Source organism: Streptomyces sp. NPDC048349, assembly GCF_040651925.1.
Taxonomy (GTDB): Bacteria; Actinomycetota; Actinomycetes; order Streptomycetales; family Streptomycetaceae; genus Streptomyces.
Window position 1 is genome coordinate 158324 of the sequence record NZ_JBEZLA010000002.1, and the last position, 26792, is coordinate 185115.

Genomic DNA, 26792 nt, shown 5'->3' on the forward strand with positions numbered 1-26792 from the left:
ATGACATCTGGCCCCAGCGGCGCTACCGTCGAGAGGTTGGCTGAAAGTCGTACAGGAGGCCCCGTGAAGGCAGAGACCGACCAGCGCGCGGGTTTGTTCTACGGATTCGGCGCGTACGGGATGTGGGGGCTCGTCCCCCTCTTCTGGCCGCTGCTCCAGCCCTCGGGAGCCATCGAGATCCTGGCGCACCGCATGGTGTGGTCCCTGGCCGTGGTCGGGCTGGCGCTGCTCGCCCTGCGCCGCTGGGGCTGGATACGGGAGCTGCTGCGCGAGCCCCGCAAGCTAGGCCTGACCGCGCTCGCCGCCTCGGTGATCAGCGTGAACTGGGGCCTGTACATCTGGTCCGTCAACAACGGCCACGTCGTCGAGTCGAGCCTCGGCTACTTCATCAATCCGCTGGTCAGCATCGCGATGGGCGTGCTGGTGCTCGGCGAGCGGCTGCGCCGCGCGCAGTGGGTGGCGGTCGGCATCAGCTTCGTCGCGGTGCTCGTGCTCGCCATCGGCTACGGGCGGCCGCCGTGGATCTCGCTGGTCCTGGCCTGCTCCTTCGCGTCGTACGGGCTGATCAAGAAGAAGCTCAACATGGGCGGACTGGAGTCGCTGACGGCCGAGACCGCGGTGCTGTTCCTGCCGGCCCTCGGCTACCTGCTGTGGCTCGGGGCGCAGGGTCGGTCCACCTTCGCCTCGCAGGGCGCCGGACACTCGCTCCTGCTTGCCTCGACCGGGCTCGTCACCGCGATCCCGCTGGTGTTCTTCGGGGCGGCGGCGATCCGGGTCCCGCTGTCCACCCTCGGCCTGCTCCAGTACCTGGCCCCGGTGTTCCAGTTCGGGCTCGGCGTCCTCTACTTCCACGAGGCGATGCCGCCCGAGCGCTGGGTCGGGTTCTCCCTGGTGTGGGCCGCCCTCGCGCTCCTGACCTGGGACGCACTGCGCCGGGCTCGCCGCTCGCGGGCCGCGCTCGCCATGGCGGGGGCGGCCGTCGCCGCGCCGGCCCGCGAGCCCGCCTAGCCGCTCGTACCGCCCCCGCGCAGGGCCTGCTCGCAGCCCGTACCAGCGGGCACCCGGACCCCACGATCCCCGTTACGGAACCCCCGTAGCGGGGATCGTCCGTTTTCCGAACCGCCCTGACCGAATTGTGGTCTTGACGGACAGTCACACTCTCACTGACCATCGGGCTCGCACAGACGCACTATCGCTCACCTGCTCTATCCCCATAGTTCCGTCACATCCCCGCGGAATCCCGGAGCCCCCACATGAGCCTGTCCGTCTCCCGGCGCCTCGCCGCCGTGACCGCTTTCGCGGTCGCCGGCCTGTTCGCCGCCACCACTCCCGCCGCGTTGGCCGCCCCGACGGCGGTCGCCGCGGCGCCGACGCCGCCCGACATCCCGCTGGCCAACGTCAAGGCCCACCTCTCGCAGCTGTCGACGATCGCGGCCAACAACGGCGGCAACCGCGCCCACGGCCGCACCGGCTACAAGGCGTCGATCGACTACGTGAAGGCCAAGCTCGACGCGGCCGGCTTCACGACCACGCTGCAGACCTTCACCTCCAGCGGCGCGACCGGCTACAACCTGATCGCCGACTGGCCGGGCGGTGACCCGAACTCGGTCCTGATGGCAGGCGCGCACCTGGACTCGGTGTCCTCGGGCGCGGGCATCAACGACAACGGCTCCGGCAGCGCGGCCGTGCTCGAGACGGCCCTGGCCGTCTCCCGGGCCGGTCTCCAGCCGACGAAGCACCTGCGGTTCGGCTGGTGGGGTGCGGAGGAGCTGGGCCTGATCGGTTCGAAGTACTACGTCAACAACCTGCCGGCCACCGAGCGCGCGAAGTTCTCCGGGTACCTGAACTTCGACATGATCGGCTCGCCGAACCCGGGCTACTTCGTCTACGACGACGACCCGACCATCGAGCAGACCTTCAAGAACTACTTCACGGGCCTCGGGGTCCCGACGGAGATCGAGACCGAGGGCGACGGACGCTCGGACCACGCCTCCTTCAAGAACGTGGGCATCCCGGTCGGCGGCCTGTTCACCGGCGCCAGCAACACGAAGTCGACGGCCCAGGCGCAGAAGTGGGGCGGCACCGCCGGTCAGGCCTTCGACCGCTGCTACCACTCCTCCTGCGACAACACGGCGAACATCAACGACACCGCCCTGGACCGCAACTCGGACGCCGTCGCCTACGCGGTCTGGACCCTCGGGGCGGCCACCCCGGTCCCGCCGGGCCCGTCCTTCGAGAACACGGCGGACGTGAACATCCCGGACTCCCCCGGTGCCGCGGTGAACTCGCCGATCACGGTCTCCGGGGTCGCGGGCAACGCGCCCGCCACCACCAAGGTGGACGTGAACATCGTCCACACCTACCGCGGCGACCTGGTGGTCGACCTCGTCGCACCCGACGGCACCGTCTACAACCTGCACAACCGCAGCGGTGGCAGCGCGGACAACCTCGTCCAGTCCTACACGGTGAACGCCTCCGCCGAGGTGGCCAACGGGACGTGGAAGCTCCAGGTCAAGGACGTGGCCGCACAGGACGTCGGCTACATCAACAGCTGGAAGATCACTTTCTAGCGCTGTTGCCGGCCCTGGCCGTGCGAGGCGGGCTGCGGGTCCTGTATGTGGGCCCGCAGCTCTTCGGCGACCGCCCCGATGTCCGCGAGGCCCGTCTTCGCCGCTTCGACCAGGTCGCCCAGGACCTCGGGCGAGGGCAGCTGCTTGGCCCCGGCCACGCGCAGGTACGAGCGGGTCGCGGCGGCGGCGTAGAACTCGTTCATCGGGGACTCCAGCGCCGGGCAGACGGCGAGGGTGTGCAGAAACGCGGCGGCCCGCCACGCGGTGTCCGGGGCGGGCTGTTCGGGCACCAGGACGAGGTCGTTCTGGTGCCGGGCGACCGCGGCGGCCACCCCGGAGGGGTCCCATACGGCGGGATCGGACGGGAGATGGTGGGCCAGAGCGGTCCAGGCCCACTCCATGGTGATCTTCAATTGCCGAACCGCTCCTGGAAGTAGCCCCAGTGGTCGGCGAACTCCTCGATACCGGACAGGAAGTTCTTCCGGTCCTCGTCGAGTTCGCGTTCCGTGACCTCGGTGATCAGCGCGGTGACCGTCGTGCCCAACGCCGCCGCGCGCGCCTTCAGGCGTTCGTGGAACTCTTCGTCCAGGCGGATGGTGACGTGTCTCGACATGCCCAACACCGTACAGCGGCCCTGCTGTACGAAGGGCGGTAAAGCCGGAAGGGTGGGCAGGGACACAGTCCCCGCCCACCCTTCGGACGTGCGGATTATCGGGCGGAGTCGGCCGTCTTCACGAGCTGGTCCTTGGTGACCGCGCCGACGTAGACCTTGCCGTCGTCCGTGATCAGGGCATTGACCAGGCGGGTGGAGAAGATGCGGCCCTCGCCGAACTTCCCGGAGACCTTGCCCCCGAGGGAGTCCAGGAACTGCTTGGCCTCCTTCGGGGCGTTCTTGTCCGCCTCCAGGTCCTTCAGGCTCTTTCCGGCCCCGGTGTTGATCTGCGCCACCGTGGACCAGCCTTCGCCGAGGACCTTCACCTCGCCCTTGCCGTGCGCGCCGCCGGTGAGCGCGTCCAGGCCGGGGAAGGCCTCCAGCGCCTTGAACTCCTTGTCCGCGCCCTTGCCCTTGTCGTCCCCGTCCGCACCCTCGGTCACCTTGGCGCCCTTGGGCGGGGTGAACGTGAACGTGTCGGCGGACGGTTTGGTGAAGTCCACCTTGGTGAAGCCCGCGTCCACGATCGGCTTGCCGCCCTGGGAGGACAGCAGCTGCACGCGCAGCGGCACGCCGTTCTTGGCGTCGACCGCGATCTGGACCGAACCCACCGTGGAACCGGCCTGCTTGGGCTTGAGCACCAGCTGGTAGGCGTCCCGCCCGGCCACCTGCGCCGTGTCGCCCACACCGACCTCCGTGGTCGGGCCGGCGGCCTTCAGGACCTCCTCGGCCAGCTGCTGGGGCGAGGCGTCGAGCCGCCGGCCCGTCTTCTCGTGGCCCCCGGCGCCGGCGTTCTTCTCGTGGAAGACCTCGTTCGACTGGGAGGCGTAGCCCCACACGTCGTCGCCGTTGTGGATGAGGCTGTACTCGTCCTTGCCGTCCAGGAAGGTCAGCTTCTGGCGGTCCGGCCCGTCGGCGGCGACCCGGAAGGTGTGCGTACCGTTCGCCAGCTGCGCGATCTTGTCCTCCGGAGCGGCGGAACCGGCCGCGACGCCGCTGCCGCCGAGCAGACCGCCGGCGATCTTCGGCAGGCCCAGGTCGGTGCTGATCTTGGCGGTTCCCGACAGCTCCTGCACGTCCGAGGCGGCGATCTTCTCGATCAGCTGCTGTGCCGTCACCTTCGGCAGATCGGGTCCGCCGGCGTTGGCGAAGGCCGGGACCATCGCGACGGTCGCCGCGGCCACACCTGCCACCGCGACCGGTACGGCGTACCGGGCGACCTTGCGAGAAGTCTTCGTGTTCGCTGACATGTCAGTGCCCTGCCCTCTGTGTCGACGGCGGCGACCCCCGTGTCGCCGCGCTCACCCGATCTGGTGGGGTTTGATGACTCCATCTGACCAAAACGGGGGCCGGGAAGCGTCAGTCCCCGGACGCAACTGTGCGTACGACCGTGGGATGACACGCAACGGGCCCTGCTCCCCCGACCCGTAGGGGTCGACGGGACGCAAGGCCCGTTCCGGTCCGACGGGCCGTAAGGCCCGTTCCGATCCTGCCGTCACACGGCGGCTTCTAGCCCGCGCGGTGGACCACCGCGTCGCAGAGCTCCTCCAGCGCCGACTTCGCGAAGCACTCCGGCAGCGGCGCGAGGGCGGCCCGCGCGTCCTCCGCGTACCTGATGGTGTCGCGGCGGGCCTGCTCCAGCGCGGGGTGCGCCCGCAGCCGGGTGAGCACCTCGGCGTGGCGGGCGTCGTCCGTCAGGTCGCCGTCCAGGAGCGCCACGAGTTCCAGGTCCTCCGGCCGCCCGTCGCGGGCGGCCATCTCGCGCAGCCGCAGCACGGGCAGGGTCGGAATGCCCTCGCGCAGGTCGGTTCCGGGGGTCTTGCCGGACTCGTGCGCGTCGGAGGCGATGTCCAGGACGTCGTCGGCGAGCTGGAAGGCGGTGCCGAGCCGCTCGCCGTACTGGGTCAGGATGTCGACGACCGACTCGTCGGCGCCGGCCATCAGCGCACCGAAGCGGCCGGAGACGGCGATCAGCGAACCGGTCTTGCCGGCGATGACGTCGAGGTAGTGCTCGACCGGGTCGCGGCCGTCGCGCGGGCCGGCCGTCTCCAGGATCTGGCCGGTCACCAGGCGCTCGAAGGCCTCGGCCTGGATGCGTACGGCCTCCGGCCCGAGGTCGGCAAGGATGTGCGAGGCGCGGGCGAACAGGAAGTCACCCGTCAGGACGGCCACCGAGTTGCCCCAGCGGGTGTTGGCGCTCTCCACCCCCCGGCGTACGTCCGCCTCGTCCATGACGTCGTCGTGGTAGAGCGTCGCCAGGTGGGTCAGCTCCACGACCACCGCGGACGGCACGATTCCGGGCGCGTAGGGATCACCGAACCGGGACGCGAGCATCACCAGTAGCGGGCGGAAACGCTTGCCACCGGCCCGCACCAGGTGCTGGGCGGCCTCGGTGATGAAGGGGACTTCGCTCTTGGTGGCTTCCAGCAGACCCGCCTCGACGGCGGCCAGTCCGGCCTGGACATCGGTCTCAAGAGCCTGGTCCCGCACGCTCAGTCCGAACGGCCCGACGACGGTCACGAGGGGTACTCCTGTCTGCTGACGATCACGTTGACGATCACCTGGATTGTCGATGTGTCGCTGCCATCACTCAACCCAGCGTATCGGGTCCGTTTTCGATCACCGTGAGCGCCCGTCCGGTCCTCGCCCGCGCACCGCCCGAAGCACACCGGTATGTTCTTGAAGAGCCGGATCCACCGGAGAATACGCTTTGTCCACAACGTCGACCGACATGGAGGAACGCGCGGATCCGGAGGCCGGCCGGCCCCCGCCCCGCGGTGGCCGCGGGCCCGGCCGTGATGGCGCTCGCGCCCTGGCAGCGGCGTACGAGGCACCCCGTCCACTGAGGCCCATGGGGGCTGAGACCTGATGATCATCCGCACCGATTTCCCGTACGAGACCACCCGCGAGGACGTCCGGATCCCGATGCCCGACGGGGTCGAGCTCTACGCCCGGATCTGGCGCCCGGTGACCGAGGAGCCCGTACCGGCGCTGCTGGAGTACCTCCCGTACCGGCTCACCGACTGGACCGCGCCCCGCGACGGGCAGCGCCACCCCTGGTACGCCGGACACGGCTATGCCTCGGTCCGCGTGGACGTCCGCGGTCACGGGTGCAGCGCAGGCCGTCCGGGCGACGAGTACGACGCCCGCGAGCTGGCCGACGGGGCCGCGGTCGTCGAGTGGCTGGCGGCGCAGCCGTGGTGCACCGGGTCGGTGGGGATGTTCGGCATCGCGTGGGGAGGCTGCAACTCGCTCCAGATCGCCGCCCTGGCCCCCGGGCCCCTGAAGGCGATCGTCACGGTGTGCTCGACGGACGACCGCTACGACAACGACGTGCACTACATGGGCGGCTCCCTGCTGGCCGTGGACATGCACGCGCGGGCGGCCACCATGCTCGCCTTCGCCTCCTGCCCGCCGGACCCGCAGTACGTCGGCGACGGCTGGCGGGAGCAGTGGCTGGACCGGCTGGAATCGGTCGAACCGCTGATCCACACCTGGCTCTCCCACCAGACCCGCGACGGCTACTGGCGCCACGGCAGCGTCTGCGAGGACTACTCCGCGGTCGGCGCGGCGGTCCTGGCCGTGGGCGGCTGGCACGACCCCTACCGGGACACCGTGCTGCGGCTGGTCTCCGCGCTGCCGTCCTCCCGGGTGCGCGGCCTGATCGGCCCGTGGTCCCACCAGTACCCGGACCGCGGGCTGCCGCCCGGTCCGTCCATCGGCTTCCTGCAGGAGACCCTGCGCTGGTGGGACCACTGGCTGCGCGGCGAGGACAACGGCGTCCTGGACGAGCCGCTGCTCCGCGCCTGGATCAGCGGCTCCCACCCGCCGGCGACCTCGTACGGGGAGCTCCCGGGCCGCTGGGTCGGCGAGCAGGCCTGGCCCTCGCCGTCCGTGGTCCCGGTGTCGTACGGGTTCCAGGGCACGCCGGTGGCCGTCGCCTCCCCCCAGCACACCGGGCTGGACGCGGGCCGCTTCCTGCCCTGCGGCCACGACGCCGACCTGCCGCCGGACCAGCGGGAGGAGGACGCGAAGTCGGCCTGCTTCGAGTTCCCGGTGGCCGGCGGGGAGCCGGTGGAGATCCTGGGGCGGCCGTCGGTGACGCTGCGGCTGCGGATGGACGTCCCGTACGGCCAGGCCGTGGCGCGGCTCTGCGACGTCGCCCCCGACGGCTCCTCGACGCTGGTCACCCGGGGCGCGCTGAACCTCTCCGCCCGCCAGGGCCGGCACCGGGCCGTGCCGTGGCCGGTGGGCTCGTACGAGGACGTCACCTTCGAGCTGAACGGCATCGGCCACGCCTTCGCGCCGGGGCACCGGATCCGGCTCGCCGTCTCGTCCGCGTACTGGCCGTGGATCTGGCCGCGGGCCGGCTCCGAGGCGGGCTGGACCCTGGACCCGGCCGGCAGCGCGCTGACGCTGCCGGTGCGGGCGGGGCCGGCTCCCGGCGCGGACGAGGAGATCCTCTTCGAGGCGCCGGAGCAGGCGGAGCCGCTGGGGGTGGTGGTCCCGGCCACGCTCGACGAGCCGCGGCCGGAGCGGCTGGTCGTACGGGACATCGCGCGCGGGAGCTGGCGGCTGGAAGTGGACCCCCGGTACGGGGGCACGCGGGTGTATCCGGACGGCCTGGAGTTCGGCGAGGACGCGCTGGAGCTGTACGAGATCCAGGACACGGACCCGCTGTCGGCCCGTACCCGCTCGGACTGGCGGATCCGGCTCCACCGGCCGGAGCGGGGCTGGGACGCGCGGGTCGAGACCCGGTCGGAGATCTCGTGCGACGAGGGCGGCTTCGTGACGTCGAACGAGGTGGTGTGCCGGGAGGGCGACGAGGTGGTCTTCCACCGCACCTGGGAGCGCCGCCTCCCGCGCACGGCGACCTAGCTGTGTGGTCCGCAGAGGTGGGTGCCGCGGCCGGCGGGGGCTCGGCAGGATGCGAAACAGACGGCCGGCGGTCCCGCCGGCCGACGGTCAGCCGAAGAGCCGTTCCAGGACCACCGCGATGCCGTCGGACTCGTTGGACAAGGTGACCTCGTCCGCCACGGCGACCAGTTCGCGGTGCGCGTTGGCCATCGCCACCCCGTACGCGGCCCACGCGAACATCGGGACGTCGTTCGGCATGTCGCCGAAGGCGATCGTCGCCGCGCCCGGCACCCCCAGCACGGCCGCCGCGCGCGCGAGCCCGCTGGCCTTGTCGATTCCCGGGGGCTGGAGCTCCACCGTGTGCTCCCCCGCCATGGTGACGTTCACCAGGTCCCCCACCACCGACCGCGCCACCCTCGTCAGCTCGTCGTCGTCCAGCCGGGGATGCTGGAGCAGCACCTTGTTGATCGGCGCCGACCACAGGTCCGACCGCCGCGGCACCCGCACCGTCGGCAGGTGCGGATGCCACATCCGGTAGCCGGGCCCTATCAGCATCTCCGCGTCCACGCCCTCCTGGTTGACCGCCGCGTAGACCTCGCCGATCTCCGCCTCGATCTTGCCGAGCGCCACCTCGGCCAGCCCCCGGTCCATGGACACGGAGTGCAACAGGCGCCCGCGCGCTGCGTCGTACACCTGCGCGCCCTGCCCGCACACCGCGAGCCCCCCGTAGCCCAGGCCGTCCAGGACGTGCCGGACCTGCGGGACCGGACGGCCGGTGACGATGATGTGCTGCGCGCCCGCGGCGCGCGCCGTCGCGAGGGCCGCGTACGAGCGGGCGGAGACGGTGTCCCCGGCGCGCAGCAGAGTCCCGTCCAGGTCAGTGGCGATCAAGGCATAGGGGAGGGCGGAAGTCACGGCGCCAAGGATACGGACCCCTTTGGACAAGTCCTACAAATAGCGCCCGAATCCGGCCTCCCGCAGGCCCCACCAGCCACGTAACGTGTCAACCAGCCCCCGGGACACCCCCGGACCGCGTCGAAAGCGAGGCAGTACCCCATGCCCCAGCAGAGCCCCCTCGATGTTCCCGAGGGCGACCCGTTCGGGCCGCACAACCTCCCCTACGGCGTCTTCTCGACCGCCGGGGAAGACCGCCGCCGGATCGGCGTGCGGATCGGCGGACACGTGCTCGACGCGGGGGCGGCCGCGGCCGCACTCGGTTCCCCCTACGCCGGGCTGCTCGGGCAGCCCTCGCTCAACCCGCTGCTGGCGGCCGGGCGCACCACCTGGCGCGACGTGCGCCGCGCGCTGACCGCGTGGGTCACCGACCCCGGCCACCGTCCCGCCGTCGAGCCGCACCTGACGGCGCTCGACGCCGTGACGCTGCACCTGCCGTACGAGGTCGCCGATTACGTCGACTTCTACGCGAGCGAGCACCACGCCACCAACGTCGGTCGGATCTTCCGGCCCGACGGGGACGCCCTGACCCCCAACTGGAAGCACCTGCCGATCGGTTACCACGGCCGATCGGGCACCATCGTCGTGTCCGGCACGGACGTCGTACGGCCCTGCGGGCAGCGCAAGGCGCCCGCCGACCCGGCGCCCGTCTTCGGCCCGTCGGTCAAGCTCGACATCGAGGCCGAGGTCGGCTTCGTCGTCGGCACCCCCTCCGAACTGGGCCGCCCGGTGGCGCTGGGCGAGTTCGAGGACCACGTCTTCGGGCTGTTCCTCCTCAACGACTGGTCGGCGCGCGACATCCAGGCCTGGGAGTACGTGCCGCTCGGCCCCTTCCTCGGGAAGTCCTTCGCCACCTCCGTCTCCGCCTGGGTGACCCCGCTGGAGGCCCTGGACGCGGCCCGGGTCGCCCCGCCCGCCCGGGACTTCCCGCTGCTGCCCTACCTCGACGACGCCTCCGCCGACCGGCCCGGCGGCTTCGACCTGCGCATCACCGTCTCCATCAACGGGCAGGAGGTCGCGCAGCCGCCGTTCGCGTCGATGTACTGGACCGCCGCCCAGCAGCTCGCCCACATGACGGTCAACGGCGCCTCCCTGCGCACCGGTGACGTCTACGGCTCCGGAACGGTCAGCGGCCCCGAGACCGGCCAGCGCGGCTCGCTGCTGGAGCTGACCTGGAACGGGCGCGACGCGATCGAACTCGCCGACGGCAAGCGCACCTTCCTGGAGGACGGGGACACCGTCACGCTCACCGCCTGGGCGCCCGGCGCCGCGGGCACCCGCGTGGGCCTCGGCGAGGTCACCGGCCGCATCGTGGGATCCCGCTAGTCCGGCATTCGGTTGTGGCGGGGTGGCGGATCCTTCCACCGCCCCGCCCGGCCGGCGTACGCGCGGACGGCCCGCGCCCGCCCCCCGTTCGGAGGCGCGCCGGGTGCGGGGCGGGGGACGGGCCGGGATGGTGGACGGACGACCGGGAAGCGGGAACCCGTACCCCGTACCCCCACCGCGAGGAGCCGCCGCCCATGACCGTACGCAGCTTGAAGACCGCCCTCGCCTGCGCGGCCGCCGTGTCACTCGGCCTGGCCGCCGTGGCCCCGGCGCACGGGGTCGACGGGCCCGCGCCCGATCCGCGCAACGTCCAGGCCATGAGGGACATGGCGACGGCGATCCGGGTCACGGCCAAGTACGTGGACGAGCAGGAGGCGATCAAGGACGGGTACGTCCCGCACGGCGAGGAGTGCATGACCAACCCGTTCGGGGTGGGCTCCATGGGCTACCACTACGTCAAGCAGGCCAATTGGGGCTCGCTGGATCCCAGCAGGCCGACCGCGCTCCTCTACAGCACCGAGAAGGACCGCAACGGCCGCCGCAAGCTGCAGACCGTGGAATGGATGGCCACGGACGGGGACCAGGACCTGGCGACCACCAATGACCGGCCGAGCATGTTCGGGCTGCCCTTCGACGGGCCCATGCCCGGCCACTGGGCGGGCATGCCCAAGCACTACGACCTCCACATGTGGGCGTACGCGAAGAACCCGGCCGGCCGTTTCCACAATTGGAACCCCGCGCTCACGTGCCCCGGGCATATGACTCACCCGTGAGGGCGAGTTCTCCGGGAATCTCCGGCGATACGCTGGTCGGACTCGCGAGACCACGGCAAAGGGTCCGACTCCCTTCCACAGGGAGCCGGACCCTTCACCACGCGCCGGACCGGTCAGCGGACGAAGGTGCTCGCCTGCCCCGCCAGGTCCAGGAAGTACTGCGGGGCCACGCCCAGGACCACGGTCACCGCGACGCCCACCGCGATCGTCGTCATCGTCAGCGGCGAGGGGACGGCCACCGTGGGGCCGTCGGCCTTCGGCTCGCTGAAGAACATCAGGACGATCACCCGGATGTAGAAGAACGCGGCGATCGCGGACGAGAGGACACCGACCACCACCAGCGCCCCGGCGCCGCCCTCCGCCGCCGCCTTGAACACGGCGAACTTGCCCGCGAAGCCGGACGTCAGCGGAATACCGGCGAAGGCCAGCAGGAACACCGCGAAGACCGCCGCGGTCAGCGGCGAACGGCGGCCCAGACCGGCCCACTTGGACAGGTGCGTCGCCTCCCCGCCCGCGTCGCGCACCAGCGTGACCACCGCGAAGGCGCCGATCGTCACGAAGGAGTACGCGCCCAGGTAGAACAGGACGGACTTCACGCCCTCCGCCGAGGTCGCGATCACACCGGCCAGGATGAAGCCCGCATGCGCGATCGAGGAGTAGGCGAGCAGCCGCTTGACGTCGGTCTGGGTCACGGCGATCACCGCGCCCGCGAGCATCGTGACGATCGCGACGCCCCACATCACCGGCCGCCAGTCCCACCGCAGGCCGGGCAGGACCACGTAGAGCAGACGCAGCAGCGCGCCGAACGCGGCCACCTTCGTCGCTGCCGCCATGAAGCCGGTGACCGGGGTCGGAGCGCCCTGGTAGACGTCCGGGGTCCACATGTGGAAGGGGACGGCGCCGACCTTGAAGAGCAGGCCCATCAGGATCAGCGCACCGCCGATCAGCAGCAGCGCGTCGTTGCCCATGGTGTCGGCCAGCGCCGGGTCGAGCTTGGTGACCGTGCCGTCCACCACGTCGGCGATCGCCGCGTACGACACCGAGCCCGCGTACCCGTAGAGCAGTGCGATGCCGAAGAGGAGGAAGGCCGAGGAGAAGGCGCCCAGCAGGAAGTACTTGACCGCGGCCTCCTGCGACATCAGCCGCTGGCGGCGGGCGACGGCGCAGAGCAGGTACAGCGGGAGGGAGAAGACCTCCAGCGCGATGAACAGCGTCAGCAGGTCGTTGGCCGCCGGGAAGATCAGCATTCCGGCGATCGCGAACAGCGCCAGCGGGAACACCTCGGTGGTGGTGAACCCGGCCTTGACGGCGGCCTGCTCGCTCTCGCTGCCCGGTACGGACGCCGCCTGGGCGGCGAAGGAGTCCACCCGGTTGCCGTGCGCGGCCGGGTCGAGGCGCCGCTCGGCGAAGGTGAAGACCGCGACAACCGAGGCCAGCAGGATGGTGCCCTGCAGGAACAGCGCGGGACCGTCCACGGCGATGGCGCCCATCGCCGCGATGTGCGCCTTGGTGCTCCCGTACCCGCCGGCCGCGAGACCCACGACCGCCGCGAAGGCCGAGGCCAGCGCGGCGACGGCGAGGAACACCTGCACGTAGTAGCGGGACTTGCGCGGTACGAAGGCCTCGACCAGGATCCCGAGCACCGCCGCGCCCACCACGATCAGCGTGGGTGCGAGCTGCGCGTACTCGATGACCGGGGCCGGGATCCGGTCGGCCGGTGCCTCGGCCGCCAGCGGCCACAGGCTGTGGGCGGAAGTCAGTGTGCTCACTTCGCCGCCTCCACTTCAGGTGCGGGGTCGGTCTGCTTCACGTCCGACATGGTGTGCTTCACCGCCGGGTTGACGATGTCGGTCAGCACCTTCGGGTACACGCCCAGCCCGATCAGCAGCGCGATCAGCGGGGCGACCACCAGCACCTCCCGCAGGCGCAGGTCCGGCAGGCTGCGGACCTCCTCCTTCACGGGGCCGGTCATCGTGCGCTGGTAGAGCACCAGCGTGTAGAGCGCGGCCAGCACGATGCCGATGGTGGCGATGATGCCGACGACCGGGTACCGGGCGAAGGTGCCGACCAGGACCAGGAACTCGCTGACGAACGGGGCGAGCCCCGGCAGCGAGAGGGTGGCGAGGCCGCCGATCAGGAAGGTGCCCGCGAGGACCGGGGCCACCTTCTGCACGCCGCCGTAGTCGGCGATGAGCCGCGAGCCGCGCCGCGAGATCAGGAAGCCGGCCACCAGCATCAGCGCCGCCGTCGAGATGCCGTGGTTGACCATGTAGAGCGTCGCACCGGACTGGCCCTGGGAGGTCATCGCGAAGATGCCGAGGATGATGAACCCGAAGTGCGAGATGGAGGCGTAGGCGACCAGCCGCTTGATGTCGCGCTGCCCGACCGCGACCAGCGCGCCGTAGACGATGCTGATCAGGGCCAGGACCAGGATCACCGGCGTGGCCCACTTGCTGGCCTCGGGGAAGAGGCCGAGGCAGAAGCGGAGCATCGCGAAGGTGCCGACCTTGTCGACGACCGCGGTGATCAGTACGGCGACCGGGGCGGTGGCCTCGCCCATCGCGTTGGGCAGCCAGGTGTGCAGCGGCCACAGCGGGGCCTTCACCGCGAAGGCGAAGAAGAAGCCGAGGAACAGCAGCCGCTCGGTGTTGGTCGCCATGTCGAGCGTGCCCGCGGCGCGGGCGGCGGCGATCTCCTGGAGCGAGAAGTTCCCGGCGACCACGTACAGCCCGATGACGGCGGCCAGCATGATCAGGCCGCCGACCAGGTTGTAGAGGAGGAACTTGACGGCCGCGTACGAGCGCTGCGCGGCCGCGTTCTCATCGGACCCCGCGTGGGCCCGGTCCCCGAAGCCGCCGATGAGGAAGTACATCGGGATGAGCATGGCTTCGAAGAAGATGTAGAAGAGGAAGACGTCGGTGGCCTCGAAGGAGATGATCACCATCGCCTCGACCAGCAGGATCAGGGCGAAGAAGCCCTGCGTCGGCCGCCAGCGCGAAGGGTGCCACGTGGCGGAGCCACTCGTGGACTCGGCCGGCGGATCGGCGTCGTGCCAGCCGGCCCCGATCACGAAGGGGACCAGCAGGGCCGTGAGCGCGATGAGCGCCACCCCGATGCCGTCCACGCCCAGCTCGTAGCGGACCCCGAAGTCGGCGATCCAGGCCCGGGATTCGGTGAGCTGGTAGCGGTCGCCGCCGGGCTCGAAGCGGACCGCGACGAGCACGGCCAGGACCAGGGTCGCCAGGGAGAAGAGCAGGGCGAGCCACTTGGCGGCGGTCCGGCGGGCGGCCGGGACGGCCGCCGTCAGGATCGCGCCGACCGCGGGGACCGCGGCCGTCACCGTCAGAAGCGGGAAACTCATCTCACACCGCCCTCATCAGCAGGGTCGCGGCGACCAGGATCGCCGTCCCCCCGAACATCGAGACCGCGTAGCTGCGGGCGTAGCCGTTCTGCAGCCTGCGCAGCCGGCCGGACAGTCCGCCGACCGAGGCGGCCGTGCCGTTGACCACCCCGTCGACCAGGCTGTGGTCGACGTACACGAGGGAGCGGGTCAGGTGCTCCCCGCCGCGCACCAGCACGACGTGGTTGAAGTCGTCCTGGAGCAGGTCCCGTCGGGCCGCGCGGGTGAGGAGCGAGCCGCGCGGGGCGACCACGGGGACGGGCCGCCGGCCGTACATCGCCCAGGCGATGCCGACGCCGATGACGAGGACCACCATGGTCGACAGGGTCACCGTCATGGCGCTGACCGGCGGGTGGCCGTGCTCGTACCCGGTGACGGGCTCGAGCCACTTCAGGAAGCGGTCGCCGACCCCGAAGAGCCCGCCCGCGAACACCGACCCGAAGGCCAGCACGATCATCGGAACGGTCATCGACTTCGGCGATTCGTGCGGGTGCGGCAGCTCCCCGGGGTGGACCTCGATGCCGGGCTCCACGCCGGGCGTCGTGTCCGGGTCCGGCGCCGGCTGCCAGCGCTTCTCGCCGAAGAAGGTGAGGAGCATGACGCGGGTCATGTAGAAGGCGGTGATGCCGGCGCCCAGCAGGGCGACACCGCCGAGGATCCAGCCCGTGGTGCCGCCCTTGGCGAAGGCCGCCTCGATGATCATGTCCTTGGAGAAGAACCCGGACAGGCCCGGGAAGCCGATGATCGCCAGGTAGCCGAGGCCGAAGGTGACGAAGGTGACCGGCATGTACCTGCGCAGGCCGCCGTACTTGCGCATGTCGACCTCGTCGTTCATCCCGTGCATCACGGAACCCGCGCCGAGGAAGAGGCCGGCCTTGAAGAAGCCGTGCGTCACGAGGTGCATGATCGCGAACACGTAGCCGATCGGGCCGAGGCCCGCGGCCAGGATCATGTAGCCGATCTGGGACATCGTCGACCCGGCGAGGGCCTTCTTGATGTCGTCCTTGGCGCAACCGACGATCGCACCGAAGAGGAGCGTGACCGCGCCCACGACGGTGACCGCCAGCTGGGCGTCCGGGGCCGCGTTGAAGACGGCCCCCGAGCGGACGATCAGGTACACGCCCGCCGTCACCATGGTCGCCGCGTGGATCAGGGCCGAGACCGGGGTCGGGCCCTCCATGGCGTCGCCGAGCCAGGACTGCAGCGGCACCTGCGCCGACTTTCCGCAGGCGGCCAGCAGCAGCATCAGGCCGATCGCCGTCAGCGTGCCCTCCGACGTCTCGCCCACCGCCCCGAGCACCGGGCCGAAGGCGAAGGTCCCGAAGGTGGTGAACATCAGCATGATCGCGATCGACAGGCCCATGTCGCCGACCCGGTTGACCAGGAAGGCCTTCTTCGCGGCCGTGGCCGCGCTGGGCTTGTGCTGCCAGAAGCCGATCAGGAGGTACGAGGCGAGGCCCACGCCCTCCCAGCCGAAGTACAGCAGGAGGTAGTTGTCGGCGACGACCAGCAGCAGCATGGCCGCGACGAACAGGTTGAGGTAGCCGAAGAAGCGGCGGCGGCGCTCGTCGTGCTCCATGTACCCGATCGAGTACACGTGGATGAGCGTGCCCACCCCGGAGATCAGCAGGACGAAGGTCATCGACAGCTGGTCCAGCTGGAAGGCGATGTCCGCCTGGAAGCCCTCCACCGGCACCCAGCTGAACAGCCTCTGGTGCAGGGCCCGGTCCTCGGCGCCGCGCCCCAGCATGTCGGCGAACAGCACGGCGCCGATGCCGAAGGAGACGGCCGCGAGCAGGGTGCCGATCCAGTGGCCGGTCTTGTCGAGGCGCCGGCCGCCGCACAGCAGCACCGCCGCTCCGAGCAGGGGCGCTGCCACCAGCAGCGCAATCAGATTCTCCACTGTGAACGCCCCTTACAGCTTCATCAGGCTGGCGTCGTCGACCGAGGCCGAGTGGCGGGTACGGAACAGCGACACGATGATCGCCAGGCCGACCACGACCTCCGCGGCGGCGACGACCATCGTGAAGAACGCGATGATCTGGCCGTCGAGGTTGCCGTGCATCCGCGAGAAGGCGACGAAGGCGAGGTTGCAGGCGTTGAGCATCAGCTCGACGCACATGAACAGCACGATCGCGTTCCTGCGGATCAGCACTCCGGCCGCGCCGATGGTGAACAGCAGGGCGGCCAGGTACAGGTAGTTGACCGGATTCACTTGGAGGCCTCCTCGCGCGCGTCACGGCCGAGGCGCTCCGCGGACCGCCGCTCCAGTGCCTTGAGGTCGTCCAGCGCCTCGGCGGAGACGTCCCGGATCTGGCCGCGGGCGCGCAGGGTCTTGCTGACCGTCAGCTCGGACGGGGTGCCGTCCGGCAGCAGACCGGCGATGTCCACCGCGTTGTGCCGGGCGTAGACGCCGGGCGCGGGCAGCGGCGGGAGCTGCACGCCCTCGCGGACGCGCCGCTCGGCCAGCTCGCGCTGGGTGGCGGCCCGCTCGGTGCGCTCGCGGTGGGTGAGCACCATCGCGCCGACGGCCGCGGTGATCAGCAGCGCGCCGGTGATCTCGAAGGCGAAGACGTACTTGGTGAAGATCAGCTGGGCCAGCCCCTCGACGTGCCCGGCGGAGTTGATCCGGCCCAGGCCGTTGAAGTGGGTGAGCCGGGCGTTGCCGATGCCGGCGATCAGCAGGATGCCGAACCCCAGCCCGCACAGGACGGCCAGCCAGCGCTGTCCCTTGATGGTCTCCTTCAGGGAGTCGGCGGCGGTGACGCCGACGAGCATGACCACGAAGAGGAAGAGCATCATGATGGCGCCGGTGTAGACGATGACCTGGACGACGCCCAGGAAGTACGCCCCGTTGGCGAGGTAGAAGACCGCCAGGACGATCATCGTCCCGGCCAGGCTGAGGGCGCTGTGCACGGCCTTCTTCATCAGGATCGTGGCCAGCGCGCCGATGACGGCAACGGTGCCGAGGACCCAGAACTGGACCGCCTCGCCCGTGGAGGTCAGGGTGGCGGCGGCGAGGGCGCTCATGCCTGGACCTCCTCGGTGTCTTCCGCGGCCTCGCCCTTGGAGACGGCCGCCTGCCGGACCGTGCCCGGGGCCGCCCCGGTCACCAGCCCGCGGTAGTAGTCCGTGTCCTCGGTGCCGGGGAACATCGCGTGCGGCGCCTCGACCATGCCCTCGGTGAGACCGGCGAGCAGCTGCTCCTTGGTGTAGATGAGCGATTCGCGGCTGGCGTCGGCCAGTTCGAACTCGTTCGTCATGGTCAGCGCCCTCGTCGGGCACGCCTCGACGCACAGCCCGCACAGGATGCAGCGGGCGTAGTTGATCTGGTAGACCCGGCCGTACCGCTCGCCCGGGGAGTAGCGCTCCTCCTCCGTGTTGTCCGCGCCCTCCACGTAGATGGCGTCGGCGGGACAGGCCCAGGCGCACAGCTCGCAGCCGATGCACTTCTCCAGGCCGTCGGGGTGCCGGTTGAGCTGGTGGCGTCCGTGGAAGCGCGGGGCGGTGGTCTTCTGCTGCTCCGGGTACTGCTCGGTGAGGCGCTTCTTGAACATGGCCTTGAAGGTCACGCCGAAGCCGGCCACCGGGTTCTGCCACTTTTCGCTCTGGTCGGCGTCAGACATTTTCAGCACCCTCCTCTCGGTCACTCTCAGTATTCGTCCCGCCACTGACAATCAGCTCCCGCTCGCTGCGGGGCCGCCTGCGCGGTACGGGTGCCAGGTGCTGGCCGGGCTTGGGCGGTACGGGGAATCCGCCGGCGAGCGGGTCGAAGGGCTCGGCCGCGGCGGCCTTGCCCTCGGCCTTTGCGGCGGCCTTCTCGCGCTTGTCCCGGAACAGGTCCGCGACGAAGGAGAGGAGCAGGATCGCCACGACGGCGCCGCCGACGTAGAGGACGATCTCGCTGAAGTCGTACCTCTCGTTGCGCAGCGCCCGGACGGTCGCGACCAGCATCAGCCAGACCACGGAGACCGGGATCAGGACCTTCCAGCCGAGCTTCATCAGCTGGTCGTAGCGCACGCGGGGCAGCGTGCCGCGCAGCCAGATGAAGAAGAAGAGCAGCAGCTGCACCTTGAGGACGAACCAGAGCATCGGCCACCAGCCGTGGTTCGCGCCCTCCCAGTACGTGGAGATCGGCGCCGGGGCCCGCCAGCCGCCCAGGAAGAGGGTGACCGAGACCGCCGAGACGGTGACCATGTTGACGTACTCGGCGAGCATGAACAGCGCGAACTTGATGGACGAGTACTCGGTGTTGAAGCCGCCGACCAGGTCGCCCTCGGACTCCGGCATGTCGAAGGGGGCGCGGTTCGTCTCGCCGACCATCGTGACGACGTAGATGATGAAGGAGACCGGCAGCAGGACGATGTACCAGCGGTCCGCCTGTGCCTCCACGATCGCCGAGGTCGACATCGACCCGGAGTAGAGGAAGACCGAGGCGAAGGCCGCGCCCATCGCGATCTCGTAGGAGATCATCTGCGCGCAGGAGCGCAGGCCGCCGAGGAGCGGATAGGTCGAGCCGGAGGACCAGCCCGCCAGCACGATGCCGTAGATGCCGACCGAGGCCACGGCGAGGACGTAGAGCATCGCGATGGGCAGGTCGGTCAGCTGCATCGTGGTGCGCTGGCCGAAGATGGAGACCTCGTTGCCCGAGGGGCCGAAGGGGATCACCGCGATGGCCATGAAGGCCGGGATCGCCGCGACGATCGGGGCCAGTACGTAGACCACCTTGTCGGCCCGCTTGACGATGACGTCTTCCTTCAGCATCAGCTTGACGCCGTCGGCGAGCGACTGCAGGAGGCCCCAGGGACCGTGCCGGTTGGGTCCGATGCGCAGCTGCATCCAGGCGACGACCTTGCGCTCCCACACGATGGAGAAGAGCACGGTCACCATCAGGAAGGCGAAGCAGAACACCGCCTTGATCACGACGAGCCACCAGACGTCCCTGCCGAACAGGGACAGGTCCTCGGCGGCAAGCTGTACCGCGTTCACGCGCCCACCTCCGCAGTGGTGTCACCGGTGCCGGCCGGGGTCGCGGGGCCGATCCGGACGAGGGTGCCCGGGCGGGCACCGGTGTCGGAGAGGACCCCGGACCCGGTGGAGTTCAGCGGGAGCCAGACCACGCGGTCGGGCATCTCGGTGATCCGCAGGGGCAGTTCCACGGAGCCGGCCGGGCCGGTGACCGCGAGGACGTCCCCGTTCTTGACGCCCGTCTCGGCCGCCGTGGCCGCCGAGAGCCGGGCGCTCGCCTCGTGCCGGGTGCCGGCCAGGGCCTCGTCGCCCTCCTGGAGCCTGCCCTGGTCGAGCAGGAGCCGGTGGCCCGCGAGGACCGCCTCGCCGGTGCCGGGGCGGGGCAGCGGCACCGGGTCGGCGGACTGCTCGGTGGCGAGCGGTCCCTCCCACGGGCCGAGCCGCTCCAGCTCCCGGCGTACGGCGTGCACGTCGCCCAGCGCGATCGGCCGGTCTGCGGCGTCGGCCAGCATGTGCAGCACGCGGGCGTCGGCCGGGGCCAGTCGGCGGGTCATCTGGTCGGGCTTGAGCGCGGCCTCGAACGGCCGGACCCTGCCCTCCCAGTTGATGAAGGCGCCCGCCTTCTCGACCACCGCGGCGACCGGGAAGACCACGTCCGCGTGCGCGGTGACCTCGCTGGGCCGCAGCTCCAGGCAGACCACGAAGGCCTCCTGGAGAGCGGTCCGCGCGCGGGCCGGGTCGGGCAGGTCCGCGATCTCGACGCCCGCCACCAGCAGGGCGGACAGTTCGCGGGTGGCCGCGGCCTCGACGATCTGGCCGGTGTCGCGGCCGTAGCGGTGCGGGAGTTCGTCCAGCCCCCAGGCGGTGGCGACCTCGTCGCGGGCCCGCGGGTCGGTGGCGGGACGCCCACCGGGCAGCAGCGACGGCAGCGCGCCCGCCTCGACCGCGGCCCGTTCACCGGCGCGGCGCGGGATCCACACCAGCGCCGCCCCGGTCGCGGCGGCGGCCCGTACCGCGGCGGTCAGCGCGCCCGGCACCCCGGCGAGGCGCTCGCCGACGACGATGACCGCGCCGCTCTGGCGCAGCGCCTCGGCGGCGGCCGCGCCGCCCGCCTCCAGACCGGTCCGGGAGGCGAGGGCCTCCAGCCACTCGGGCTCGGTGCCGGGGGCGGCGGCCAGCAGGGTGCCGCCCGCCTTCTCCAGGCCGCGGGTGGCGAAGGGGGCGAGGGCGAAGGTCCGCTGCTTGTGCTTGCGGTGGGCCTTGCGCAGCCGCAGGAAGACCCCGGGGGCCTCCTCCTCGGACTCGATGCCGGCGAGCAGGACGGCGGGCGCCGCCTCCAGGGAGGCGTACGTGACGCCCGTGCCGTCGAGGTCCTTGCCGGTGCCGGCCACGGTGGCGGCCAGGAAGTCGGCCTCCTCCGCGCTGTGGATCCGGGCCCGGAAGTCGATGTCGTTGGTGTCCAGGACCACCCGCGCGAACTTGGCGTACGCGTAGGCGTCCTCGACGGTGAGGCGTCCGCCGGTCAGCACCCCGGCCCGGCCGCGCGCGGCGGCGAGACCGTTCGCCGCGGCCTCCAGGGCCTCGGGCCAGCTCGCGGGCTCCAGGACTCCGGCGGCGCTGCGCACCAGCGGGGTGGTGAGCCGGTCCCGCTGCTGTGCGTAGCGGAACGCGAAGCGGCCCTTGTCGCAGATCCACTCCTCGTTGACCTCGGGGTCCTCCGCGGCCAGCCGGCGCAGCACCTTGCCGCGGCGGTGGTCGGTCCGGGTCGCGCAGCCGCCCGCGCAGTGCTCGCACACGCTCGGGGAGGAGACGAGGTCGAAGGGGCGGGAGCGGAACCGGTAGGCGGCGGAGGTGAGGGCGCCGACGGGGCAGATCTGGATGGTGTTGCCGGAGAAGTACGACTCGAAGGGATCGCCCTCGCCGGTGCCGACCTGCTGGAGCGCGCCGCGCTCGACCAGCTCGATCATCGGGTCGCCGGCCACCTGGTTGGAGAAGCGGGTGCAGCGCGCGCAGAGCACGCACCGCTCGCGGTCCAGCAGCACCTGGGTGGAGATCGGGACCGGCTTCTCGTACGTCCGCTTCCTCCCCTCGAAGCGGGACTCCGCGTTGCCGTGCGACATCGCCTGGTTCTGCAGCGGGCACTCGCCGCCCTTGTCGCAGACCGGGCAGTCCAGCGGGTGGTTGATGAGCAGCAGCTCCATCACACCGCGCTGGGCCTTGTCCGCGACCTGGGAGGTCAGCTGGGTCTTGACGACCATGCCGTCGGTGCAGGTGATGGTGCAGGAGGCCATCGGCTTGCGCTGGCCCTCGACCTCGACGATGCACTGGCGGCAGGCGCCGGCCGGGTCGAGGAGGGGGTGGTCGCAGAACCGGGGGATCTCGATGCCGAGCTGCTCGGCGGCCCGGATGACGAGCGTGCCCTTGGGGACCGACAGCTCGATGCCGTCGATGGTGAGAGACACCAGGTCCTCAGGAGGTACGGGGGCCCCTCCGCCACCGGCGGGAGCGTTACTGGTGACGGTCATGCGTTCACCTCCGTGTCAGCCCAGAGGGTCGACTTCCTGGGGTCGAAGGGGCAGCCCTTGCCCGTGATGTGCTGCTCGTACTCCTCACGGAAGTACTTCAGCGAGGAGAAGATGGGGCTGGCGGCGCCGTCGCCGAGTGCGCAGAAGGACTTGCCGTTGATGTTGTCGGCGATGTCGTTCAGCTTGTCGAGGTCGGACATGACGCCCTTGCCGGCCTCGATGTCGCGCAGCAGCTGGACGAGCCAGTACGTGCCTTCGCGGCACGGTGTGCACTTGCCGCAGGACTCGTGGGCGTAGAACTCGGTCCAGCGCGTCACGGCCCGCACCACGCAGGTCGTCTCGTCGAAGCACTGCAGCGCCTTGGTGCCCAGCATCGAGCCGGCCGCGCCCACGCCCTCGTAGTCGAGCGGGACGTCGAGGTGCTCGTCCGTGAACATGGGCGTGGAGGAGCCGCCGGGGGTCCAGAACTTCAGCCGGTGCCCGGGCCGCATCCCGCCGCTCATGTCGAGCAGCTGGCGCAGGGTGATGCCGAGCGGGGCCTCGTACTGGCCGGGGCCCGCGACGTGCCCGGAGAGCGAATACAGCGTGAAGCCGGGGGACTTCTCGGTCCCCATCGACTTGAACCAGTCCTTGCCCTTGTTCAGGATCGCGGGAACCGAGGCGATGGACTCCACGTTGTTGACGACAGTGGGGCACGCGTAGAGCCCCTCCACGGCAGGGAAGGGAGGACGCAGCCGGGGCTGACCGCGCCGGCCTTCGAGGGAGTCGAGCAAAGCCGTCTCCTCGCCGCAGATGTACGCGCCCGCTCCCGCGTGCACCGTGATGTCGAGGTCGAGCCCGCTCCCGAGGATGTCCTTCCCGAGGTACCCGGCCGCGTACGCCTCGCGCACCGCCTCGTGCAGGCGCCGCAGGACCGGTACGACCTCGCCGCGCAGGTAGATGAAGGCGTGCTGCGAACGGATCGCGTAGCAGGCGATGATCATTCCCTCGATGAGGGAGTGCGGGTTGGCGAAGAGGAGGGGGATGTCCTTGCAGGTTCCCGGCTCCGATTCGTCCGCGTTCACGACGAGGTAGTGCGGCTTTCCGTCGCCCTGCGGGATGAACTGCCACTTCATGCCGGTGGGGAAGCCCGCGCCGCCGCGTCCGCGCAGACCCGAGTCCTTCACGTAGGCGATGAGGTCGTCCGGGGTCATCGCGAGGGCCTTGCGCAGGCCCTCGTAGCCCTCGTGCCGGCGGTAGGTCTCCAGCGTCCACGATGCGGGCTCGTCCCAGAACGCGGACAGGACGGGAGCGAGGAGCTTCTCCGGACTCGTCCCTCCCCCTGCCTCCGGCTGGGCGGTGCCCTCGTGACTCTCCTTGGAAGACACGGACATCACTCCCCTCCCTCGGTGGTGGTGTCGCCGCGGGACGCGCCGCCGGCCTCGCCGCGCGGGTGCACGATCGGGGTGCGCGGGGACTCGCCGCGGGCGATGCGCAGGCCGATCAGGGAGGCGGGGCCGGCGCCGCCGGTCGCCTCGACCGCGCCCTCGCGCTCGTCGGGGAAGCCGGCGAGGATCCGGGCGGTCTCCTTGTACGTGCACAGGGGCGCGCCCCGGGTCGGCTGGACGGGCCGGCCGGCCAGCAGGTCGTCCACCATGGCCTTGGCGGACTCGGGGGTCTGGTTGTCGAAGAACTCCCAGTTGACCATCACCACGGGGGCGTAGTCGCAGGCCGCGTTGCACTCGATGTGCTCGAGGGTGACCTTGCCGTCGGGGGTGGTCTCGTTGTTGCCGACCCCGAGGTGCTCCTTGAGCTCCTCGAAGATGGCGTCGCCGCCCATGACCGCGCACAGGGTGTTCGTACAGACGCCGACCTGGTAGTCCCCGGAGGGCCTGCGCCGGTACATCGAGTAGAACGTCGCCACCGCCGTGACCTCGGCGGTGGTCAGCCCCAGCACGTCCGCGCAGAAGCGGATGCCGGTGCGCGAGACGTGGCCCTCCTGTGACTGGCACAGGTGCAGCAGCGGCAGCAGTGCGCTGCGGCTGTCGGGGTAGCGGGCGATGACCTGCTTCGCGTCCGCTTCGAGGCGCTCGCGTACGTCGGCCGGGAAGTCGGGGGCGGGAAGCTGCGGCATGCCCAATGAGATGTCGGTCATCGGTCGACGCCTCCCATCACGGGGTCGATGGAGGCGACGGCGACGATGACGTCGGCGACCTGGCCGCCCTCGCACATCGCTGCCATGGCCTGGAGATTGGTGAAGGACGGGTCGCGGAAGTGGACCCGGTAGGGGCGGGTCCCGCCGTCGGAGACCACGTGCACCCCGAGCTCGCCCTTGGGCGACTCGACGGCCGCGTAGGCCTGTCCGGCCGGTACCCGGAAGCCCTCGGTCACCAGCTTGAAGTGGTGGATGAGGGCCTCCATGGAGGTGCCCATGATGTTCTTGATGTGGTCGAGCGAGTTGCCGAGTCCGTCGGGGCCCATGGCCAGCTGTGCCGGCCAGGCGATCTTCTTGTCGGCGACCATCACCGGTCCCGGCTCCAGCCGGTCCAGGCACTGCTCGACGATCCGCAGCGACTGGCGCATCTCCTCCAGGCGGATCAGGAAGCGCCCGTAGGAGTCGCAGGTGTCGGTGGTCGGCACGTCGAACTCGTAGTTCTCGTAGCCGCAGTACGGGTCCGACTTGCGCAGGTCGTGGGGCAGTCCCGCGGAGCGCAGGATCGGGCCGGTGGCGCCCAGCGCCATGGCTCCGGTGAGGTCGAGGTAGCCGACGTCCTGCATGCGGGCCTTGAAGATGGGGTTGCCGGTGGCGAGCTTGTCGTATTCCGGCAGGTTCTTCTTCATGGTCTTCACGAACTCGCGCAGCTGGTCGACCGCGCCGGGGGGCAGGTCCTGCGCCAGCCCGCCGGGGCGGACGAACGCGTGGTTCATGCGCAGTCCGGTGATCAGCTCGAAGATGTCGAGGATCAGCTCGCGGTCCCGGAAGCCGTAGATCATGATCGTGGTCGCGCCCAGCTCCATGCCGCCGGTGGCGATGCACACCAGGTGGGAGGAGAGCCGGTTGAGCTCCATGAGCAGGACGCGGATGACCGTGGCGCGGTCCGGGATCTGGTCGGTGATGCCGAGCAGCTTCTCGACGCCGAGGCAGTACGCCGTCTCGTTGAAGAACGGCGTCAGGTAGTCCATGCGCGTCACGAAGGTGGTGCCCTGCGTCCAGTTCCGGAATTCGAGGTTCTTCTCGATGCCGGTGTGCAGGTAGCCGATGCCACAGCGGGCCTCGGTGACCGTCTCGCCGTCGATCTCCAGGATCAGGCGGAGCACTCCGTGGGTGGACGGGTGCTGCGGGCCCATGTTGACGACGATCCGCTCGTCGTCGGCCTTGGCCGCGGACTGGACGATCTCGTCCCAGTCGCCCCCGGTGACGGTGTAGACGGTGCCTTCGGTCGTCTCGCGCGCGGAGGCGTGGTGCGATGCGTTCGGGGTGTTCATCAGCTGTACGACCTCCGCTGGTCGGGAGCCGGGATCTGGGCGCCCTTGTACTCGACGGCGATGCCGCCGAGCGGGTAGTCCTTGCGCTGCGGGAAGCCCTGCCAGTCGTCCGGCATCATGATCCGGGTGAGGGCCGGGTGCCCGTCGAAGACCAGGCCGAAGAAGTCGTACGTCTCGCGCTCGTGCCAGTCGTTGGTCGGGTAGACCGAGACGAGCGAGGGGACGTGCGGGTCGCTGTCCGGGACGGACACCTCCAGCCGAAGGATCCGGCCGTGGGTGAGCGAGCGCAGGTGGTAGACGGCGTGCAGCTCGCGGCCCTTGTCCCCGGGGAAGTGCACGCCGGAGACGCCGGTGCAGAGCTCGAAGCGCAGGGCCGGGTCGTCGCGCAGGGTGCGCGCGACGCGGACGAGGTGCTCGCGGGCGATGTGGAAGGTGAGCTCGCCGCGGTCGACCACGGTCTTCTCGATGGCGTTCTCGGGGACCAGGTCCTGCTCCTCCAGGGCGCCTTCGAGTTCGTCGGCCACTTCGTCGAAGTAGGAGCCGTAGGGGCGGCTGGCCGCGCCGGGCAGGGCCACGGTGCGCACCAGGCCGCCGTAGCCGCTGGTGTCGCCGCCGGCCTCCGCTCCGAACATGCCCTTGCGGACGCCGATGACCTCGGGGCCGCTCGCGCGCGGGGCGGGGACGTTGTTCTCGCCGTTGCCGTTGTCGCCGTGGTCCGGCTCTCGGGTCTCGCTCACCGGAGCAGCCCCTTCATCTCGATGGTGGGGAGGGCCTTGAGGGCCGCCTCCTCCGCCTCACGGGCCGCCTCTTCCCGGTTCACGCCGAGCTTCGAGCCCTGGATCTTCTGGTGGAGCTTGAGGATCGCGTCCATCAGCATCTCGGGGCGCGGCGGGCAGCCGGGCAGGTAGATGTCCACCGGGACGATGTGGTCGACGCCCTGGACGATCGCGTAGTTGTTGAACATTCCGCCCGAAGATGCACAGACCCCCATGGAGATGACCCATTTCGGAGCCGGCATCTGGTCGTACACCTGGCGCAGCACCGGCGCCATCTTCTGGCTGACGCGGCCGGCCACGATCATGAGGTCGGCCTGGCGGGGGGAGCCCCGGAAGACCTCCATGCCGAAGCGGGCCAGGTCGTACCGGCCGGCTCCGGTGGTCATCATCTCGATGGCGCAGCAGGCCAGCCCGAACGTCGCGGGGAAGACGGACGACTTGCGCACCCAGCCCGCCGCCTGTTCGACGGTGGTCAGCAGAAAGCCGCTCGGCAGCTTCTCTTCCAGTCCCATGGGAAATTCAGCCC

General features: G+C 70.8%; 23 protein-coding genes. 5 read left to right on the forward strand and 18 right to left on the reverse strand.

The features are described from left to right. The first annotated feature begins 63 nt into the window (after positions 1-63). Positions 64-1008, forward strand: a complete 945-nt coding sequence (gene rarD, locus AB0D44_RS02500) for an EamA family transporter RarD (protein ID WP_362583171.1) — start codon at positions 64-66, stop codon at positions 1006-1008. A gap of 245 nt (positions 1009-1253) precedes the next feature. Then, positions 1254-2570 (forward strand): M28 family metallopeptidase, encoded by a 1317-nt coding sequence (locus AB0D44_RS02505; RefSeq protein WP_362583174.1) that lies wholly within the window; start codon positions 1254-1256, stop codon positions 2568-2570. On the opposite strand, the gene AB0D44_RS02510 is transcribed toward AB0D44_RS02505, so the two are convergent. The 4 genes from AB0D44_RS02510 to AB0D44_RS02525 all read right to left on the reverse strand — a co-directional run bounded on the left by AB0D44_RS02510 (position 2567) and on the right by AB0D44_RS02525 (position 5742). Beyond that, positions 2567-2983, reverse strand: a complete 417-nt coding sequence (locus tag AB0D44_RS02510) for a hypothetical protein (protein ID WP_362583175.1) — start codon at positions 2981-2983, stop codon at positions 2567-2569. The two genes, AB0D44_RS02505 and AB0D44_RS02510, sit on opposite strands and share 4 nt — an antisense overlap. After that, a complete protein-coding gene (locus AB0D44_RS02515) occupies positions 2980-3183 on the reverse strand; it encodes a ribbon-helix-helix domain-containing protein (protein ID WP_225884906.1) in 204 nt (67 codons plus the stop codon). The genes AB0D44_RS02510 and AB0D44_RS02515 overlap by 4 nt, the downstream gene beginning before the upstream one ends. 95 nt (positions 3184-3278) lie before the next feature. Then, positions 3279-4472 (reverse strand): sigma-E factor regulatory protein RseB domain-containing protein, encoded by a 1194-nt coding sequence (locus AB0D44_RS02520; protein WP_362583178.1) that lies wholly within the window; start codon positions 4470-4472, stop codon positions 3279-3281. Positions 4473-4731: 259 nt separating this feature from the next. Continuing rightward, positions 4732-5742, reverse strand: a complete 1011-nt coding sequence (locus AB0D44_RS02525; protein ID WP_362583181.1) for a polyprenyl synthetase family protein — start codon at positions 5740-5742, stop codon at positions 4732-4734. A 348-nt stretch (positions 5743-6090) separates the two neighbouring features. On the opposite strand from AB0D44_RS02525, the gene AB0D44_RS02530 reads away from it, so the two are divergent. Next, entirely contained in the window at positions 6091-8100 is a 2010-nt protein-coding gene (locus AB0D44_RS02530) for a CocE/NonD family hydrolase (RefSeq protein WP_362583184.1), read from the forward strand. Between the two features lie 87 nt (positions 8101-8187). Here the strand turns inward: AB0D44_RS02530 and AB0D44_RS02535 are convergent, their stop codons facing one another. Beyond that, entirely contained in the window at positions 8188-8994 is an 807-nt protein-coding gene (locus tag AB0D44_RS02535) for an HAD family hydrolase (RefSeq protein WP_362583186.1), read from the reverse strand. Positions 8995-9135: 141 nt separating this feature from the next. Here AB0D44_RS02535 and fahA point away from each other — a divergent pair, with 141 nt between their 5' ends. Both fahA and AB0D44_RS02545 read left to right on the forward strand, forming a co-directional pair. Then, entirely contained in the window at positions 9136-10359 is a 1224-nt protein-coding gene (gene fahA / locus AB0D44_RS02540) for a fumarylacetoacetase (protein WP_362583189.1), read from the forward strand. Positions 10360-10553: 194 nt separating this feature from the next. Then, positions 10554-11132, forward strand: a complete 579-nt coding sequence (locus AB0D44_RS02545; protein WP_362583192.1) for a hypothetical protein — start codon at positions 10554-10556, stop codon at positions 11130-11132. A 113-nt stretch (positions 11133-11245) separates the two neighbouring features. Here AB0D44_RS02545 and nuoN read toward each other — a convergent pair whose 3' ends face one another. The 13 genes from nuoN to AB0D44_RS02610 are packed head-to-tail and all read right to left on the reverse strand — an operon-like array spanning position 11246 to position 26778. After that, complete coding sequence (nuoN, locus tag AB0D44_RS02550) at positions 11246-12865, reverse strand: NADH-quinone oxidoreductase subunit NuoN (protein ID WP_362583417.1); 1620 nt, start codon at positions 12863-12865, stop codon at positions 11246-11248. 32 nt (positions 12866-12897) lie between these two features. Further along, positions 12898-14493 carry an NADH-quinone oxidoreductase subunit M gene (locus AB0D44_RS02555; RefSeq protein WP_362583195.1) on the reverse strand — a complete coding sequence of 532 codons (1596 nt, stop codon included), beginning with the start codon at positions 14491-14493 and terminating at the stop codon, positions 12898-12900. Between the two features lies 1 nt (position 14494). After that, on the reverse strand, positions 14495-16435 hold the full coding sequence (nuoL, locus tag AB0D44_RS02560; RefSeq protein ID WP_362583197.1) for an NADH-quinone oxidoreductase subunit L: 1941 nt from the start codon (positions 16433-16435) through the stop codon (positions 14495-14497). A gap of 12 nt (positions 16436-16447) precedes the next feature. After that, entirely contained in the window at positions 16448-16747 is a 300-nt protein-coding gene (gene nuoK, locus AB0D44_RS02565) for an NADH-quinone oxidoreductase subunit NuoK (RefSeq protein ID WP_045946785.1), read from the reverse strand. After that, positions 16744-17562 carry an NADH-quinone oxidoreductase subunit J gene (locus AB0D44_RS02570; protein ID WP_362583200.1) on the reverse strand — a complete coding sequence of 273 codons (819 nt, stop codon included), beginning with the start codon at positions 17560-17562 and terminating at the stop codon, positions 16744-16746. The genes nuoK and AB0D44_RS02570 overlap by 4 nt, the downstream gene beginning before the upstream one ends. Continuing rightward, positions 17559-18158: an NADH-quinone oxidoreductase subunit NuoI gene (nuoI, locus tag AB0D44_RS02575; protein ID WP_362583203.1), complete on the reverse strand. Its 600-nt coding sequence runs from the start codon at positions 18156-18158 to the stop codon at positions 17559-17561. The genes AB0D44_RS02570 and nuoI overlap by 4 nt, the downstream gene beginning before the upstream one ends. Beyond that, on the reverse strand, positions 18151-19521 hold the full coding sequence (gene nuoH / locus AB0D44_RS02580; protein ID WP_362583205.1) for an NADH-quinone oxidoreductase subunit NuoH: 1371 nt from the start codon (positions 19519-19521) through the stop codon (positions 18151-18153). The genes nuoI and nuoH overlap by 8 nt, the downstream gene beginning before the upstream one ends. Further along, a complete protein-coding gene (locus AB0D44_RS02585) occupies positions 19518-22025 on the reverse strand; it encodes an NADH-quinone oxidoreductase subunit G (protein ID WP_362583207.1) in 2508 nt (835 codons plus the stop codon). The genes nuoH and AB0D44_RS02585 overlap by 4 nt, the downstream gene beginning before the upstream one ends. Continuing rightward, the gene (gene nuoF / locus AB0D44_RS02590; protein ID WP_362583210.1) at positions 22022-23398 is read right to left on the reverse strand and encodes an NADH-quinone oxidoreductase subunit NuoF; all 1377 of its coding nucleotides are present in this window, start codon (positions 23396-23398) and stop codon (positions 22022-22024) included. Before nuoF ends, AB0D44_RS02585 begins: the two co-directional genes overlap by 4 nt. Beyond that, complete coding sequence (gene nuoE, locus AB0D44_RS02595) at positions 23398-24159, reverse strand: NADH-quinone oxidoreductase subunit NuoE (protein ID WP_362583213.1); 762 nt, start codon at positions 24157-24159, stop codon at positions 23398-23400. Before nuoE ends, nuoF begins: the two co-directional genes overlap by 1 nt. After that, positions 24156-25490, reverse strand: coding sequence for an NADH-quinone oxidoreductase subunit D (locus AB0D44_RS02600; RefSeq protein WP_362583215.1), 1335 nt, complete (start codon positions 25488-25490; stop codon positions 24156-24158). Before AB0D44_RS02600 ends, nuoE begins: the two co-directional genes overlap by 4 nt. After that, on the reverse strand, positions 25490-26227 hold the full coding sequence (locus AB0D44_RS02605; protein ID WP_362583218.1) for an NADH-quinone oxidoreductase subunit C: 738 nt from the start codon (positions 26225-26227) through the stop codon (positions 25490-25492). Before AB0D44_RS02605 ends, AB0D44_RS02600 begins: the two co-directional genes overlap by 1 nt. Further along, complete coding sequence (locus tag AB0D44_RS02610; RefSeq protein WP_007265818.1) at positions 26224-26778, reverse strand: NADH-quinone oxidoreductase subunit B; 555 nt, start codon at positions 26776-26778, stop codon at positions 26224-26226. Before AB0D44_RS02610 ends, AB0D44_RS02605 begins: the two co-directional genes overlap by 4 nt. Positions 26779-26792 lie beyond the last annotated feature (14 nt).

What these genes read in the sequence shown, in the direction of transcription:
- nuoE (WP_362583213.1), bottom strand. Translation starts at nt 24,159, where the DNA reads ATGACCGACATCTCATTGGGCATGCCGCAGCTTCCCGCCCCCGACTTC.
- AB0D44_RS02530 (WP_362583184.1), top strand. Translation starts at nt 6,091, where the DNA reads ATGATCATCCGCACCGATTTCCCGTACGAGACCACCCGCGAGGACGTC.
- fahA (WP_362583189.1), top strand. Translation starts at nt 9,136, where the DNA reads ATGCCCCAGCAGAGCCCCCTCGATGTTCCCGAGGGCGACCCGTTCGGG.
- nuoI (WP_362583203.1), bottom strand. Translation starts at nt 18,158, where the DNA reads ATGTCTGACGCCGACCAGAGCGAAAAGTGGCAGAACCCGGTGGCCGGC.
- AB0D44_RS02515 (WP_225884906.1), bottom strand. Translation starts at nt 3,183, where the DNA reads ATGTCGAGACACGTCACCATCCGCCTGGACGAAGAGTTCCACGAACGC.
- AB0D44_RS02600 (WP_362583215.1), bottom strand. Translation starts at nt 25,490, where the DNA reads ATGAACACCCCGAACGCATCGCACCACGCCTCCGCGCGCGAGACGACC.
- AB0D44_RS02545 (WP_362583192.1), top strand. Translation starts at nt 10,554, where the DNA reads ATGACCGTACGCAGCTTGAAGACCGCCCTCGCCTGCGCGGCCGCCGTG.
- AB0D44_RS02610 (WP_007265818.1), bottom strand. Translation starts at nt 26,778, where the DNA reads ATGGGACTGGAAGAGAAGCTGCCGAGCGGCTTTCTGCTGACCACCGTC.
- nuoF (WP_362583210.1), bottom strand. Translation starts at nt 23,398, where the DNA reads ATGTCCGTGTCTTCCAAGGAGAGTCACGAGGGCACCGCCCAGCCGGAG.
- AB0D44_RS02585 (WP_362583207.1), bottom strand. Translation starts at nt 22,025, where the DNA reads ATGACCGTCACCAGTAACGCTCCCGCCGGTGGCGGAGGGGCCCCCGTA.
- AB0D44_RS02520 (WP_362583178.1), bottom strand. Translation starts at nt 4,472, where the DNA reads ATGTCAGCGAACACGAAGACTTCTCGCAAGGTCGCCCGGTACGCCGTA.
- AB0D44_RS02570 (WP_362583200.1), bottom strand. Translation starts at nt 17,562, where the DNA reads ATGAGCGCCCTCGCCGCCGCCACCCTGACCTCCACGGGCGAGGCGGTC.
- AB0D44_RS02555 (WP_362583195.1), bottom strand. Translation starts at nt 14,493, where the DNA reads ATGAGTTTCCCGCTTCTGACGGTGACGGCCGCGGTCCCCGCGGTCGGC.
- AB0D44_RS02505 (WP_362583174.1), top strand. Translation starts at nt 1,254, where the DNA reads ATGAGCCTGTCCGTCTCCCGGCGCCTCGCCGCCGTGACCGCTTTCGCG.